The following is a 12681-nucleotide window of genomic DNA, read 5'->3' as shown; positions in this document are numbered from 1 at the left end:
CGATCGGGTCGTCGTTCTTCCGGATGCGAAAGGGTGACCGTGTTAGCCGGAGAATCCGCGGTATTCCCTGGTGTGGCGTAGGTCATATCCAAGGAGAGTAGTGCACGTTGAACAAGTGTTCAATAGGAAAACTGGACAAGTGTTCAACAATTTACGGGCGCGAAACATCACTTCCCTAAACGGCGCGGGAATGGGCGCTTGCCCTTGCTATGTGTCGCGCTCTTGCCGGTATATGACGCGGAGCGGATAGCGTCTTCCGGGCAGGCCAACGATGTGGACTGCTGGCTGCGGCCGTTAGGAGGCGTGCTGCGGCCTGGCGTCAGGCGGCGAAGGCGATCTCTTCGGTGCGGGCGATGCTCCGCCGGATGGATTCCTTGTCCACCCCAAGGAGCGCGGTCAGCCACATACCGTTTTGCAGGACAACGATATCGGCGGCCCGCTCCTTGCATTTCGTGGCGGACAGCTCGGGCTTGGCGTTCCCTATCAGGGCGGCAAGCCCGTCCAAATACCGGTCGAACGCCGCCGCGTTGATCAGGGCGAAGTCTTCGTCCGCCCTCGCCAGCGCCCAAAGATGAAGGCGCAGGGACAGGTACCGCGTGGTCAGGAGTTCCGGGCCCGCAACCCGGCGGAGGGCATTCTGGAGCTGTTCGTCAGGGGGCAATGCCGGGTCCGGCGCAACCAGCGCAAGGTCGTGTTTATCCACGCTGTGCAGCAGCGCACGGATCAGGCTCGATTTGTCTTCGTAGTAGTAGTTCACCAGTCCGAGGGCGACACCTGCCTCGCGGGCCACCGCACGCATGTTCACTCCCGAGATCCCGCGGTGCGACAGCAGGTCCAGGGCTGCATCAAGAATGCGCTGCTGCCGGTCAACCTGCTCGCCCTGTTCACGGGAGTTCACGGTGCTTGTATCCACTTGGCCAGAATATGGGGAAACCTGTGACGGCGCATACCGACGACTGGTGATGGTGCTCTAGTGGGCCTGACGCGCACCTATTTCAACAATGAGCACTCCGGCGGAAATGAGCAGGATCCCGAAGGCCATTTGCGGCGTGAGTGGTTCCTTGAACAGGATGCGGCTGGCTACCGCCGTCAGCGCGACTCCGCAGGCCACCCAGATGCCGTACCCCACCCCCAGGGGCATCCCGCCGGCAAGGGCCAGGCCAAGAAAACCAAACGCGCTCACGTAGCCCAGGACGATGGGGACGAGCCACAGCTTCTTCTTCAGCCCCTCAGAAGCGCGAAGGGACATTGTTGCTGCAACTTCCAAAAGAATGGCCAGGCTTAGGAAAACCCAGGTCATGTCTCTTCATTTCCCTGTTTGGCACTGTGGGCGTTCTGCGCTCCGGCTTCAACAGTAATCACGCCGGCCAGGATGAGTGCGATGCCAAAGCCCATCAGCCATGTGAGCGGCTCGTCGAAAATGCTTGCCGACAGCAACGCGGTGGCGCAGACACCACCGGCGCCCCATGCGCCGTAGGCGACACTGATGGTCATGCCCAGTCGCAGGCAGACGGACAAAAGGGAAAAGGCGCTGACGTACCCCGCAATGACAAGGGCGTACCAGCCCGGTGCATCCAGGGCCGCCTTCAGTGCCAGGGTTGCCGAGACCTCCGTGATGATTGCTCCGCCGAGGCACAACCACTGCTTCACTCCGCACCGCCTTCGCCGATCAGGGAAAGGATGTGGGTGACAATTTCCGACCGGTCCGGTTCGCCGGGGGCGGCCACACCACTGGCCTGCGCAGCCCACAGTCCATCAGCTGCCAGGCGGGCAGTCATGAGCCGGGTGCGTTGGCCACGCGGTGTTCCCTCCGGAATTAGGAGCCAAGGGTCCAGATGGCGGGCCCAGGCTTCCTGGAGCTCGGTCCTGTACGCAGAGTGGAACCACAGCGCCCACTCCGCCCGCATCATCTGCCCGTCAGCTGCCGCCAGAACGTATGAGCGGTACCGCTCAATGACGCTGGCCTCCCGCGCGTCGAGGAGCTCAGTCATCCTTCGTCCCATGTGGCATGCTGCGTACTCAACCAGGGCGGTCATGAGCGCATCCCGGTTGGGAAAGTGGTACATCAGACCCGGCTTGGTAACCCCTGCCTCGGATGCCACCGCGTCCAGGGTGATAGCGGCACCTTGAGTGCCTGCGGCTATGCGTAATCCAGCCTCCAGTATCTGCGGGCGCTGGCTCTCTCTCACATTGAAACTTTACCATCCGGAAGGTAAAGCATGGGGCTGCGCTCCACGAGTTCGCGGGCGCACGAATGCGACGTGCCGCGACGTTTCTTGACGCACAACTACGGAATATTGAGCTTCCGCGTCGTCCCGTGAACCCTTGCTACAGGAACGATTGTGGGGCCGCTGGGCGCTCCGTACTCTCAACTCAGCATCAGACCCCAGCAAAGGAATTCCCCATGTCAGAACCCACAGACAAGAGCCCCCGGAACACGGAACCCTCCACGCGCATCGTCGCTGGCCAGGCAGCACCCAAGCGCCCCCTCGGCCTGAAAGTCGGCATCGCCGCAGCGGTCCTTGCCCTCGTGGGTGGTGGCGCCGCCGTCGCCTCCGCCGTCAACAGCAACAACGCCGGTACTGCTACCGCCGAACAGAGCGCCCCGGCCGGCAACCCCGCCGCTGAACTGAAGCTCGGGTATTTCGGCAACGTTACGCATGCGCCTGCGCTGGTGGGTGTCAGCCAGGGCCACATCGCAGACGAACTGGGTGACACCAAGCTGACTACCCAGGTCTTCAACGCCGGACCCGCCGCCATCGAGGCGCTGAACGCCGGCGCGATTGACGCCACCTACATCGGCCCGAATCCCGCCATCAACTCATTCGTGAAGAGTGGCGGTGAGTCGGTCAACATCATTGCCGGTGCTGCCGCCGGCGGCGCACAGCTGGTGGTGAAACCGGAGATCAACTCCGCAGCAGACCTCAAGGGCAAGACCCTCGCCTCTCCGCAGCTCGGCGGAACACAGGACGTCGCCCTCCGCGCCTGGCTCACCGCGCAGGGCTACAAGACCAACGTCGACGGCAGCGGCGACGTCGCCATCAACCCCACCGAGAACGCCCAGACCCTGAAGCTTTTCCAGGATGGAAAGCTCGACGGCGCGTGGCTGCCGGAGCCCTGGGCCTCACGCCTGGTGCTGACCGCCGGAGCCAAGGTCCTGGTGGATGAAAAGGACCTGTGGGACGGCTCGCTGTCCGGTAAGCCGGGCGAGTTCCCCACCACCATCCTGATCGTGAACCAGAAGTTCGCCGCCGAGCACCCGGACACCGTCAAGGCGCTGTTGAAGGGCCACGTGAAGTCGGTTGAGTGGCTGAACAAGGCTGCAGACGGCGAGAAAGCCAGCGTCATCAACGCCGCCCTCAAGGAGGCCGCCGGAGCCGAGCTCAAGGCGGACGTAATTGACCGGTCCCTGAAGAACATCGTATTCACCGTGGACCCACTGGCCGGAACCTACCAGAAGCTCCTGGCCGACGGCGTCACTGCCGGGACCACCAAGCAGGCCGACATAAACGGCATCTTCGACCTGCGGGCGCTCAATGAAGTGTCGGGCGAAAAGACCTCCGCTGCGGGATTGGGCAAAGAGTAACGCGGCCACCAACGCTCTCTCAGTTCCTGCAGCTTTTCCGCCAACGCTCTCTCAGTTCCTGCAGCTTTTCCGCCAACGCTCTCTCACTCTCCCTTGGGAAGTGACAGAGCGTTGGCGATTAACCCGCATCAGCTGAGAGAGCGTCGGCGTTAAACACCCATTAAGTGAGAGAGCGTCGAAGGGCACCAGACCGGTTACTCCTCCATATGCCCGTTCAGCTCCGCCCGCGTGGGCGGGTTGGCGCCGGGACGGGAGACCGTGACGGCTGCGGCCTTGGCCGCGTGCGCCAAGAGCTCGGCCAGGCCCTCGGCCGGAAGCTCCCGAAGGTCTTTGCGGTTCTGGGCGCCGTCCAGGCCTCGGTCCACCAGGCCGGAAAGCAGCGCAGCCATAAATGAGTCCCCCGCGCCCACCGTATCCGCCACCTCAACCCGGGGAGCTGCAACCCGGGCTTCGCCCGCCCGGGTGATTCCCCACGGCCCGTCTGCTCCGCGCGTGACCACCACCATGGCCGGCCCCTCGTTTCCGCCGAGGTCCAGCCACTTTCGCGCCGCATCCAGGACGTCCAGGTCAGGGTAGAGCCAGGCGAGGTCCTCATCCGACGCCTTCACCACGTCCGCGAGGCTCGCGAATTTCTCCGCATGGCGGCGTGCGTAGGCAACGTCGGTGATGATGCTGGGCCGGCAGTTGGGGTCGAAGCTGATGGTGGCCCGCGGGTGGGCGTATTCGACGGCGGCGAGCACGTCCGTGGCCCCGGGCGCCAGCATCGTGGCGATCGAGCCGGTGTGCAGCAGGGTGGTGCCCTGCAGCATAAAGGCCAGCCGGTCAGCGATCCCGGGAAGCTCCCAGGTGAGGTCGAACGTGTAGGTGGCGGCGCCGTCGTCGTCTATCAGGGCGGTGGCCACACTGGTGGGCAGCTCGTCCGGACCCAACGGCAGCATCACGGAGCTGGCACGCAGGTGGGCGGCGACGGAATCGCCGTAGGCATCACGGCCATACCTGCCAATGAACTGCACGGGGTGGTCGAGGCGGGCGAGGCCCACCGCTACGTTCAACGGGCTGCCGCCCACGTGGGCTTCAATTCCTGACGCGCGCTGGACAACGTCGACGAGGCCTTCGCCAATAACAGTGAGCATGGTCATACTCTGCCAGAGAAGTGGGACGGGCAGCAGATCGTTTCAGTGCAGCAGATCCGTTCAGCGCAGCAGCTCCTGAACCAGTTCCCGGCACTTGAGGTATACCGGCGCGGAGGGATCGATCAGCGCGTAGTGGTCCCCGGGCACGTAAATCAACCGGGCCGGCGCGGGCCCGGCCTGGCCCGCCTTCACATACGAGGTGGACATGCTGGGCGGCACGTCCTCGTCCCCGGTTGCGTGGACGGCGTACACGGGAACATCCAGCGGCAGGGCGGCCATTGGGTCTGCGTACCGGTGCCGCCCGGGGAATTCCGACGACGGCCCCTCCAACAGGTTGGCAACGGCACCGCTGCTGAGGTTGAGCCTTTCGGCCTCGGCAAGGTTCAGGACGCCGGACTGGCTTACCACTCCAGTGAGGCGGACGCCGTCAGCATTGGCGCCGACCTCGCGGTGCTCACCCTCGAGACCCAGCCCTCCCAGCCGGTCCCGCCCGGCCGCCCACACGGCGAGGTGCCCGCCCGCGGAATGCCCCAGTGCCACCACCTTGGCAAGGTCCAGAGCATGGGTCTCCGCGATCTCCCCCAGCTTGTCGATTACTGCCAGGACATCGGAGAACGTGTGGGGCCAGCCGCCCCCGTTCCCCGCCCGGCGGTACTCAACGTTCCAGGCCGCCATCCCGTGCGCAGCCAGGTCCTGGGCCAGCGGCTCCCCCAGCTCTGCCCCGTACTTCGACCGCCAGTAGCCCCCGTGGACCACCACAGCCACGCCTCGGTGAGTACCGGCGTCGGCCAGGTCAGGGAGGAACAGCTCACCCCACTGGCTGGAGTCATCGCCGTAGTAATACCTATGCCGCTGCACCATGAGCCGAGCCTACCGCCGGAGGCACCTGGCCGTTGCCGTCCGGGCGGGGCGCTGCCATTCTGGGTGGATCCACCCCTGCAGTACCTGAAAGGACACGAGATGCCGCTCTATCTGTCAAAGTTCAGCTACACGCCGGAGACCTGGGGGCGGCTGATCAACAACCCGGAAGACCGGCGGAAGGCGGCCCAGACCTACATCGAATCGGTGGGCGGAAAGCTTCACGGATTCTGGTACGCCTTCGGCAGCCACGATGGCTACAACCTCTGGGAAGCCCCGGACAACGTTTCCATGGCAGCGGTGGCATTGGCCATCAGCGGGGGCGGCGCCCTGAGCTCGTTCGAAACCACAGTGCTGATGAGCGTCGAGGAAACCATGGAGGCCCTGCAAAAAGCCGGAGAAATCAAGTACCGGCCGCCGGGCAGCTGACGGCAGGGTCAGCATCACCATTGAGCACCCGACGGCGGCGGATCACCTTAGCGCCGGATGTTCCGCCGCTGCGCGCCGCTGCCTGCCGGCTGAACTGAACCACCGGGCCCAGAGACCTGCAGCGGCGCCGGGCAGCCACCGGCACAAGGCCCAGTAGCCAACTCCCACCACCAGGGAACCCACTACGGCCAGGACCGGGTTGATGGGCAAGAGCACCGGATAGACCAGCCAGTGCGTGAGGTAGATGTACAACGACGCCGCGGCAAGCCACCCCGTGGCCTTGCGCAGGACGGCGGGCACGGGCAGCGCCGGCACCCAGACCAGCAGAAGGATGCCCGCGGCCACGGTGACCTCGCGAACGGTGCTGTTGAAGAAGCCGGGCAGGGTCAGCAGGGTAATGGCGGAGACGGTCAGGCGGTGCAGGTGGGTGCGGGCCCGGGCGAGCGCCCAGCCCAGCGCGAAGATCCAGAACACCGGCGGAGGTTTGGGCAGGCCGGGGTCAATGATGTCGTAACGGCTCAGCAGGGCGATGGCCACCAGTCCCAGCGCGAAGGCAAACGGGACCCGCCTCTCCCAACGGTCAACCCACGGCACGGCCATGAGCGCTGCCATGGCCAGCAGGATGTACACCAGCAGTTCCACGAACCAGAAGTGCCACTGCGTGGTCACCTCCTGCGGCCCCACCATGGCATTGAGCAGGAAGATATTGGCAACCGTGTAGCGGTCCGTGAGCAGGTAGGCCAGTGCGATGAACGCCACCGACGGCACCACGATCCGGGCCGCGCCGCGGAGCTGCCGGCGCAGCCTGGGACGGCGTGCTTCTGCCAGCTGGAACCGGGCGAAGTTGTATCCCGCCACTGCGAAAAGCAGGTGGGCGGTCTGGAACATGAACAGTTCCACATGTGTGGCCACGATGCACACAATGGCGGCGGCGCGGACCACGATCGATGTCTCGAGGAAGGAGACGAACCGACGCCGCTTCGGCTGCCGGCGGCGCTCCAGTTCCTGCACGGGGATGAGGTGCCAGTCCGGCGGCAGCTGCCCCAGGACCTGCTCAAGCCGCACCGAGACCGCCACGTAGGACAGGGAGTCCCCGTCCAAAGAGACGAAGGTGTCATCGTCGGCAACGGAGGAACATTCCAGGGCATCGATGAAGATGCGCCTGATGTCCGTGTCCGCGGCCGGGCCGGCAGGAGCGGGGTCCCCGGCAGCACCGGCGGGCGCGGCTGGCGCGGCAGCGGACGCAGCGGGCTCCGCCGCAGCAAGCAGGAGTACTGCGGGGTAGTCCACCTTGCCGGTAGCCAGGCGCGGAAGGGCTTCCACCGGGTGGATTGCGACGGCGGCGCGGGGCAGACCTATGGTGCCGGCAAGGGTTTTGGCGAGCATTCCGCCGTCGTGGTCGCCTTCGGCGGCGACCACGAGGCCCTCGTCGGAGCCTGCCGCGGCGGCGGTGATCCCCATGTCGGCGAAGATTTTCTCCACCTGCCCGAGGTCAACGCGCAGGCCCACGATCTTGACGAACCGGCTGCGCCGGCCCACCACCTGGTACAGCCCGTTCGGGTGCCGCCGGGCGAGGTCGCCGGTGCGCAGTTCGTGGACTTCCCGGCCGAGTGCCAGGTCCGCCGGCTGCTCGGCGTACCCGAGCATGACGTTGGGGCCGTTGTAGACCAGTTCCCCGTCCGCCAGGTCCTCCACCGGTTCGATGCGGAAGGCGCCTCCCGGCACCGGGACGCCGATGCTTTCCGGATGGTCCGCGGCGAGATCCGGCGGCAGGTAGGCCATCCTGGCCGTCGCCTCGGTTGCCCCGTACATAACGAAGAGGTCCCAGCCGCGGCGCTGCCCGGTTTCCGCCCACGAGCGCACCTTCTCCGGCGCCAGCCGGCCGCCGGCCTGGGTGACGTAGCGCAGGTGGGGCAGGTCCTTTTCCGCAAAGCCCACCCGTTCCAGGAGGTCGAATGTGTAGGGGACGGCTGCGAAGGAGGTGGCCCGGCGTTCCCGGAAGAGGTCCCAGAAGCAGGGGTCCACCACCGAAAGGTCCGTGAGCACCAGCCCGGCTCCGCGGACCAGGTGGCTGTTGATGACTGAGAGGCCGTAGCAGTAATGGAGCGGCAGTGTGGTGGCGGCCCGGTCTTCGGGTCCGATGTGCAGGTACTCCGCTATCGCCTCGGCGTTAGCCTTGAGGTTGGCGTGCGAGAGCCGCACCAGTTTCGGGGAGCCGGTGGAACCCGAAGTGCTCAGCAGCAGCGCCAGCTCGGGATGCAGGTGGTGGCGGGTCCCGCGGCGGCGCTCCTCCAGCAGCGGTACCCCGCCGCCGTCACCGGGCCGAAGGAACACGTCCGGATCGTAGGCGTCCAGCAGGGATGCCAGGGCGTCGGGCTTGTCCGCCGGAGCTAACAGCAGTGGATGCCCCGCCGAGAGCGCCGCCAGATAGCCCACCAGGGAGTCCAGGTCATTGCGTGCGGCCAGAACCACCAGCCGGCGCTCGGTGCCCAGCCGTGCGGCAAGGTCGTCCACCAGGGAAGCAAGCTCCCGGTAGGAAAGGACGCCATTGGGGGTATGGACCGCGGGGCGGTCTCCGTGGCGGGCGAGGTCCGTGAACGCGACGCGGGCGAGCCCGGGCTGCGCTGTCAAAGCGCCACCAGGGTGGGAAGGGTAAGCATGGGGAGTGCCTAACTGAGCTGAAGTGGTACTGAAGGGCGCGGCTCCAGGGAGCTGCCCGGGGGTGGTGAGGTGATGGCGCGGTCACCGAGCAGCAGGGTGGGGGTGGTTCCTGCCGCCACCGTCACGGCTACCGGGGTGCCGATGGGGTGGCGCACGGTGTGCGGTTGCCAGGAGCGCACCGTCCGTCCCGAGGCGAGCGTGACGTAGTGGAGCACGAACGCGCCGTGGTACTCGATGGCGGATACCCGCGCGGGAGAGTCTGCATCCGGCTGCAGGGCCACCTCGTGGGGCCGCAGCACCACATCGACGTCCGCTTCGCTGTTGGCCCAGCCCGGGACGGTGGAAACCACGCCGATCTCGCAGGTCAGCAGGGCGCGGTGCACATGGGCGGGGAGGAAGTCGGCGTCGCCCATGAAGGAGGCAACGAACCGGGTGGCGGGCTGTTCGAACACCTTCTCGGGGGTGTCCGCCTGTTCAATCACGCCGCGGCGCATGACCACCACGCGGGTGCCCACGGACAGCGCCTCCGTCTGGTCGTGGGTGACCAGCACCCCGGTGGTCCCGGCCTCCTTGAGCGTAGCCACGGTGTCGCGGCGGACCTGCGCGCGCAGGGATTCGTCCAGGCTGGAGAAGGGTTCGTCCAGGAGCACGACGGCGGGGCGGGGCGCCAGGGCGCGGGCCAGGGCCACGCGCTGCTGCTCGCCGCCGGAGAGTTCGTGCGGATACCTGCCGGCGTAGTGGCTGAGCCGTACGAGGTCGAGCACTTCCCCGGTCCGCGCCCGGCGCTCAGCGCGGGTCAGGCGGTTTAGGCCGAACTCGACGTTCTGCGCCACGGTCATGTGCGGGAACAGCGCGTAGTCCTGGAAGACCAGCCCCACCCGGCGCTTTTCGGGTTCCACGAAGCGGCGGTTGTCCGCCACCACATCCCCGGCGACCCGGATGATGCCCTGGTCCGGGCGTTCCAGGCCTGCGGCGAGGCGCAACGTTGTGGACTTCCCGCAGCCCGAGGGGCCGATCAGGGTCACCAGTTCGCCGGCCGGGATGGCGAAGTCCAGGCTGTCAGCGCCCAGGGTTGAGCCGTAGTGCTTGCTCACGCCTTCAAACACCAGCGCTGCCTCAGCCCCGCCGGTCCCGCCGGGACGGTGTCCGTGTGCCCTTATGCTCATGCCGGGGCCCTTCCAGAGGTTTCAACACTTCGGGCCTGCCGGACCAGAACCAGGACGGGCAGGATGGCCGCTGCCACGATCACCAGCGCGGGCAGCGAGGCCTTCTCCCAGAAGTTTTCGCGCGCCAGCTCGTAGACCCACACTGACGCCGTCGTAAACCCGAACGGCCGCAGCAGCAGCACGATGGGCAGCTCCTTGACGGCGTCGATGGCCACCAGCATCAGGGCCACCGCGATTCCGGACCTGGCCAGGGGTACGTGCACCCGTGCGAGGATCCGGCGGGGTGCCGCGCCCAGGCTTAGGGCGGAAAAGGTGAGGGTCATGGGAATCTTCGCGAAGCTGGAGTCCACTGCCTGGTAGGCAGGCGCCAGGAACCGGATGACGTAGGCGTACAGGATGCCAAGCACGGATCCGGTGATGAGCAGTCCGGTGCCGCCGGGAACGCCTGCCGTTTCCAGTGCATCGTCCAGGGCAGCAAACGAGATCAGCACGCCGATGCCCACGACGGCGCCGGGCACGGCATATCCGAACGTGGTCAGCTGCGCCGCCCAGGAGACAAACCTGCCCCCACTCAGCCGCACTCCGTGTCCCACGGCCACGGCGATGAGCACGCAGACGGCAGCGGTAACTGCCGCCACCAGGACCGTATTGATGATGTACTCGCCAAAGCGGGGATCCGCGAGGAAGCCCGGATTCCTGGCAGCTCCCCCGGCAGCCCACGCCAGCAGCTGGAACACCGGAATCAGGAAGCCCGTGCTGACGGCCGCGGCACAAAGAGCGGCAGCTCCCCAGCCGCGGCCGCCGTCGAGCCTCCGGGACTGCAGGCCCTGCCCCCGGCCGCCCTGCCGGTGGTACCGTGCCCTGCCGCGGAGGGCCCGCTCTCCCGCCAGCACGGCGACGGCGAACAGCAGCACCAGCACGGCCAGCTGGGTGGCCGCGTGGAAGTTGAAGGTGCCCTTCCAGACCAGGTAGACGCCCACGGAAACGGTCTGGACGTTGAAGTACTGCACCGTGGCGAAGTCGGTCAGGGTTTCCATCATCACCAGGGACATGCCCGCGGCCAGTGACGGCCGGGCCAGTGGCAGCAGGACGCGGCGCAGCGCCCGGGCACGTCCTGCGCCCAGGGTCCGGGCGGCGTCGTAGGTTCCGGCCGTATGCTCAATCAGCGCGGTGCGGGCCAGGAGGTACACGTACGGGTAGAGGGACAGCGACATCACCAGGATCGCTCCCGGCAGCGAACGCACTTCGGGCACCCACACGTCTGCACCGAACGCCGTGCGGAGGGCTGTCTGCACCGGCCCGGACACGTCGAACACGGAGAGGAAGACGAAGCCCAGGATGTAGGCAGGCACGGCCAGGGGAAGAACCAGCAGCCAAACGAAGAGGTTGCGCAGGGGGAAACGGTAGGCGGTCACCAGCCAGGCCAGGCCGCCGCCCACAAGGAGCGAGCCCGCACCCACGCCGAGCATCAGCAGCAAGGTGGTCAGCACCATCCCGGGAAGATCCCGCGGCGGCGCGGTGCTGCCCAGGCTGCCTAGGCCGTCAAGGACCACCGCGAGAACGGGCGTAACAACAACCGCAGCCACCACTGCGACGAGTGCTGCCCAGGCCGGACGGCCGGCACCGGCCGTCCGGCGGGGACGGCGCTTCGGCGTCCCCGCTTCAGCGAGGACAGCCGTTTCGGTCACTTGTATCCGGCCTCGGCGAGCAGGTCGACAGCCTCGGCGTTGAGGTCGCCGTAGGCTTCGGCGTTCAACGGCATCCGCTTGAACTCCCCGAAGCCCGCAATGACCGGCTCCGGCTTGGCGGACGGGTTGACCGGGAACTCGTGGTTGGCGTCAACGAAGGCGTTCTGGCCCTTCGTGGCAAGCCATTCGACGAGCTGCTGCGCCTTTTCTGGGTTGTCGGAGCCCTCCACCACGCCGGCCCCGGAGATGTTGACGTGCGTTCCGGCGCCTTGCTGGCTGGCCCAGTAGAGGTCCACCTTGAAGTCCGGCTTTTCCTCCAGCGTGCGGGCGAGGTAATAGTGATTGTTGATTCCCACCTGGCAGGTTCCTGCGTCGATGGCTTCCAGCAGCAGGACGTCGTTGCTCATGATCTGTACGTCGTTGGCCACCCAGCCCTTGGCGATTTCCAGTGCTTTCTCCCGGCCGTGGAGGCCGATCAGGCTCGCTACCAGGGACTGGGTGTAGGAAGAGGTGGCGTCGCGCATGCACAGCCGGCCCTTCCACTTAGGGTCAGCCAGGCCCGCATAGGTGTCAGCCGCATCAAATTCTGCTGGGTCAACCTTGTCCGGGTTGTAGGTGACGGTCCGTGCGCGCATGGCCAGGCCGTACCAGCGGCCCTCCGCGTCGCGCAGGTCCTCCGGTACTGCTTCCTTCAGGACTGGGGAGTCGACGGCGGCAAGTTCGTCCTGGCGGGCGGCGTTCCACAGATTGCCGGCGTCCACGGTCATAAAGACATCGGCAGGGGTGTCCTCCCCCTCCGCCTTGAGCCGCTCAAGGAGCTCGGCGTCGTCCCCGCTGATGAACTCCACCGTGATGCCGGTCTCGTCCGTGAACTGGCCGAAGGCACCCTCCAGGTCATAGTGGCGTGCCGAGTAAATCTGCAGGTCGGCCGGCTTCCCGCCGACAATCCCGCAGCCGGTCAGGGCGGCGGTAACGGCTGCAAGGCCTGCGGTGGCAGCAATCAAGCGTCGGATTGGCACGTCTGGAGCTCTTCTCACAAGGGCGGCAGTGACCGCAAGCTGAATTTGGCAAGGTAAGGCTATCTTAATTCGGCGTGGCGGCTTGAACTGTGAACCCAAGGTGACACCCGCTGTAGGCTCGGGAGCTAACGGAGGCCAAAG

The 12681-nt window shown here is 66.5% G+C and carries 12 protein-coding genes; 2 read left to right on the top strand and 10 right to left on the bottom strand.

What is annotated here, in order from left to right; translation table 11 throughout:
- Positions 1–319: 319 nt before the first annotated feature.
- Genes AC5RT4_RS10655 through AC5RT4_RS10640 form a run of 4 tightly spaced genes read right to left on the bottom strand, consistent with a single transcriptional unit; the run spans position 320 to position 2189 of the window.
- On the bottom strand, positions 320–913 hold the full coding sequence (locus AC5RT4_RS10655; RefSeq protein WP_494040333.1) for a TetR/AcrR family transcriptional regulator: 594 nt from the start codon (positions 911–913) through the stop codon (positions 320–322).
- Positions 914–970: 57 nt separating this feature from the next.
- Complete coding sequence (locus AC5RT4_RS10650; RefSeq protein ID WP_494040332.1) at positions 971–1300, bottom strand: DMT family transporter; 330 nt, start codon at positions 1298–1300, stop codon at positions 971–973.
- The gene (locus tag AC5RT4_RS10645; RefSeq protein WP_494040331.1) at positions 1297–1650 is read right to left on the bottom strand and encodes a DMT family transporter; all 354 of its coding nucleotides are present in this window, start codon (positions 1648–1650) and stop codon (positions 1297–1299) included. The genes AC5RT4_RS10650 and AC5RT4_RS10645 overlap by 4 nt, the downstream gene beginning before the upstream one ends.
- Positions 1647–2189 (bottom strand): TetR/AcrR family transcriptional regulator, encoded by a 543-nt coding sequence (locus AC5RT4_RS10640; RefSeq protein WP_494040330.1) that lies wholly within the window; start codon positions 2187–2189, stop codon positions 1647–1649. Before AC5RT4_RS10640 ends, AC5RT4_RS10645 begins: the two co-directional genes overlap by 4 nt.
- 215 nt (positions 2190–2404) lie before the next feature.
- Between AC5RT4_RS10640 and AC5RT4_RS10635 the strand changes: the two genes are divergently transcribed.
- Complete coding sequence (locus tag AC5RT4_RS10635; protein WP_494040329.1) at positions 2405–3586, top strand: ABC transporter substrate-binding protein; 1182 nt, start codon at positions 2405–2407, stop codon at positions 3584–3586.
- Positions 3587–3780: 194 nt separating this feature from the next.
- Here the strand turns inward: AC5RT4_RS10635 and AC5RT4_RS10630 are convergent, their stop codons facing one another.
- Positions 3781–4719 carry a carbohydrate kinase family protein gene (locus tag AC5RT4_RS10630; protein WP_494040328.1) on the bottom strand — a complete coding sequence of 313 codons (939 nt, stop codon included), beginning with the start codon at positions 4717–4719 and terminating at the stop codon, positions 3781–3783.
- Between the two features lie 60 nt (positions 4720–4779).
- Positions 4780–5580 carry an alpha/beta hydrolase family protein gene (locus tag AC5RT4_RS10625; protein WP_494040327.1) on the bottom strand — a complete coding sequence of 267 codons (801 nt, stop codon included), beginning with the start codon at positions 5578–5580 and terminating at the stop codon, positions 4780–4782.
- Positions 5581–5679: 99 nt separating this feature from the next.
- Here AC5RT4_RS10625 and AC5RT4_RS10620 point away from each other — a divergent pair, with 99 nt between their 5' ends.
- Entirely contained in the window at positions 5680–6006 is a 327-nt protein-coding gene (locus tag AC5RT4_RS10620) for a GYD domain-containing protein (protein WP_494040326.1), read from the top strand.
- A 42-nt stretch (positions 6007–6048) separates the two neighbouring features.
- On the opposite strand, the gene AC5RT4_RS10615 is transcribed toward AC5RT4_RS10620, so the two are convergent.
- Genes AC5RT4_RS10615 through AC5RT4_RS10600 form a run of 4 tightly spaced genes read right to left on the bottom strand, consistent with a single transcriptional unit; the run spans position 6049 to position 12540 of the window.
- Complete coding sequence (locus AC5RT4_RS10615; RefSeq protein ID WP_494105685.1) at positions 6049–8637, bottom strand: AMP-binding protein; 2589 nt, start codon at positions 8635–8637, stop codon at positions 6049–6051.
- Positions 8638–8675: 38 nt separating this feature from the next.
- A complete protein-coding gene (locus tag AC5RT4_RS10610; protein ID WP_494040324.1) occupies positions 8676–9833 on the bottom strand; it encodes an ABC transporter ATP-binding protein in 1158 nt (385 codons plus the stop codon).
- Positions 9830–11521 (bottom strand): ABC transporter permease, encoded by a 1692-nt coding sequence (locus AC5RT4_RS10605; protein ID WP_494040323.1) that lies wholly within the window; start codon positions 11519–11521, stop codon positions 9830–9832. Before AC5RT4_RS10605 ends, AC5RT4_RS10610 begins: the two co-directional genes overlap by 4 nt.
- Positions 11518–12540, bottom strand: coding sequence for an extracellular solute-binding protein (locus tag AC5RT4_RS10600; RefSeq protein WP_494040322.1), 1023 nt, complete (start codon positions 12538–12540; stop codon positions 11518–11520). The genes AC5RT4_RS10605 and AC5RT4_RS10600 overlap by 4 nt, the downstream gene beginning before the upstream one ends.
- Positions 12541–12681: the final 141 nt, after the last annotated feature.

This window comes from Arthrobacter sp. sptzw42 (genome assembly GCF_059089685.1).
The sequence above is the reverse complement of the archived record's forward strand: the minus strand, read 5'-3'. Positions and strand labels throughout refer to the sequence as shown.

Coding starts and splice junctions, on each gene's coding strand:
- AC5RT4_RS10620 (WP_494040326.1), top strand. CDS start 5,680: ATGCCGCTCTATCTGTCAAAGTTCAGCTACACGCCGGAGACCTGGGGG.
- AC5RT4_RS10650 (WP_494040332.1), bottom strand. CDS start 1,300: ATGACCTGGGTTTTCCTAAGCCTGGCCATTCTTTTGGAAGTTGCAGCA.
- AC5RT4_RS10630 (WP_494040328.1), bottom strand. CDS start 4,719: ATGCTCACTGTTATTGGCGAAGGCCTCGTCGACGTTGTCCAGCGCGCG.
- AC5RT4_RS10635 (WP_494040329.1), top strand. CDS start 2,405: ATGTCAGAACCCACAGACAAGAGCCCCCGGAACACGGAACCCTCCACG.
- AC5RT4_RS10625 (WP_494040327.1), bottom strand. CDS start 5,580: ATGGTGCAGCGGCATAGGTATTACTACGGCGATGACTCCAGCCAGTGG.
- AC5RT4_RS10610 (WP_494040324.1), bottom strand. CDS start 9,833: ATGAGCATAAGGGCACACGGACACCGTCCCGGCGGGACCGGCGGGGCT.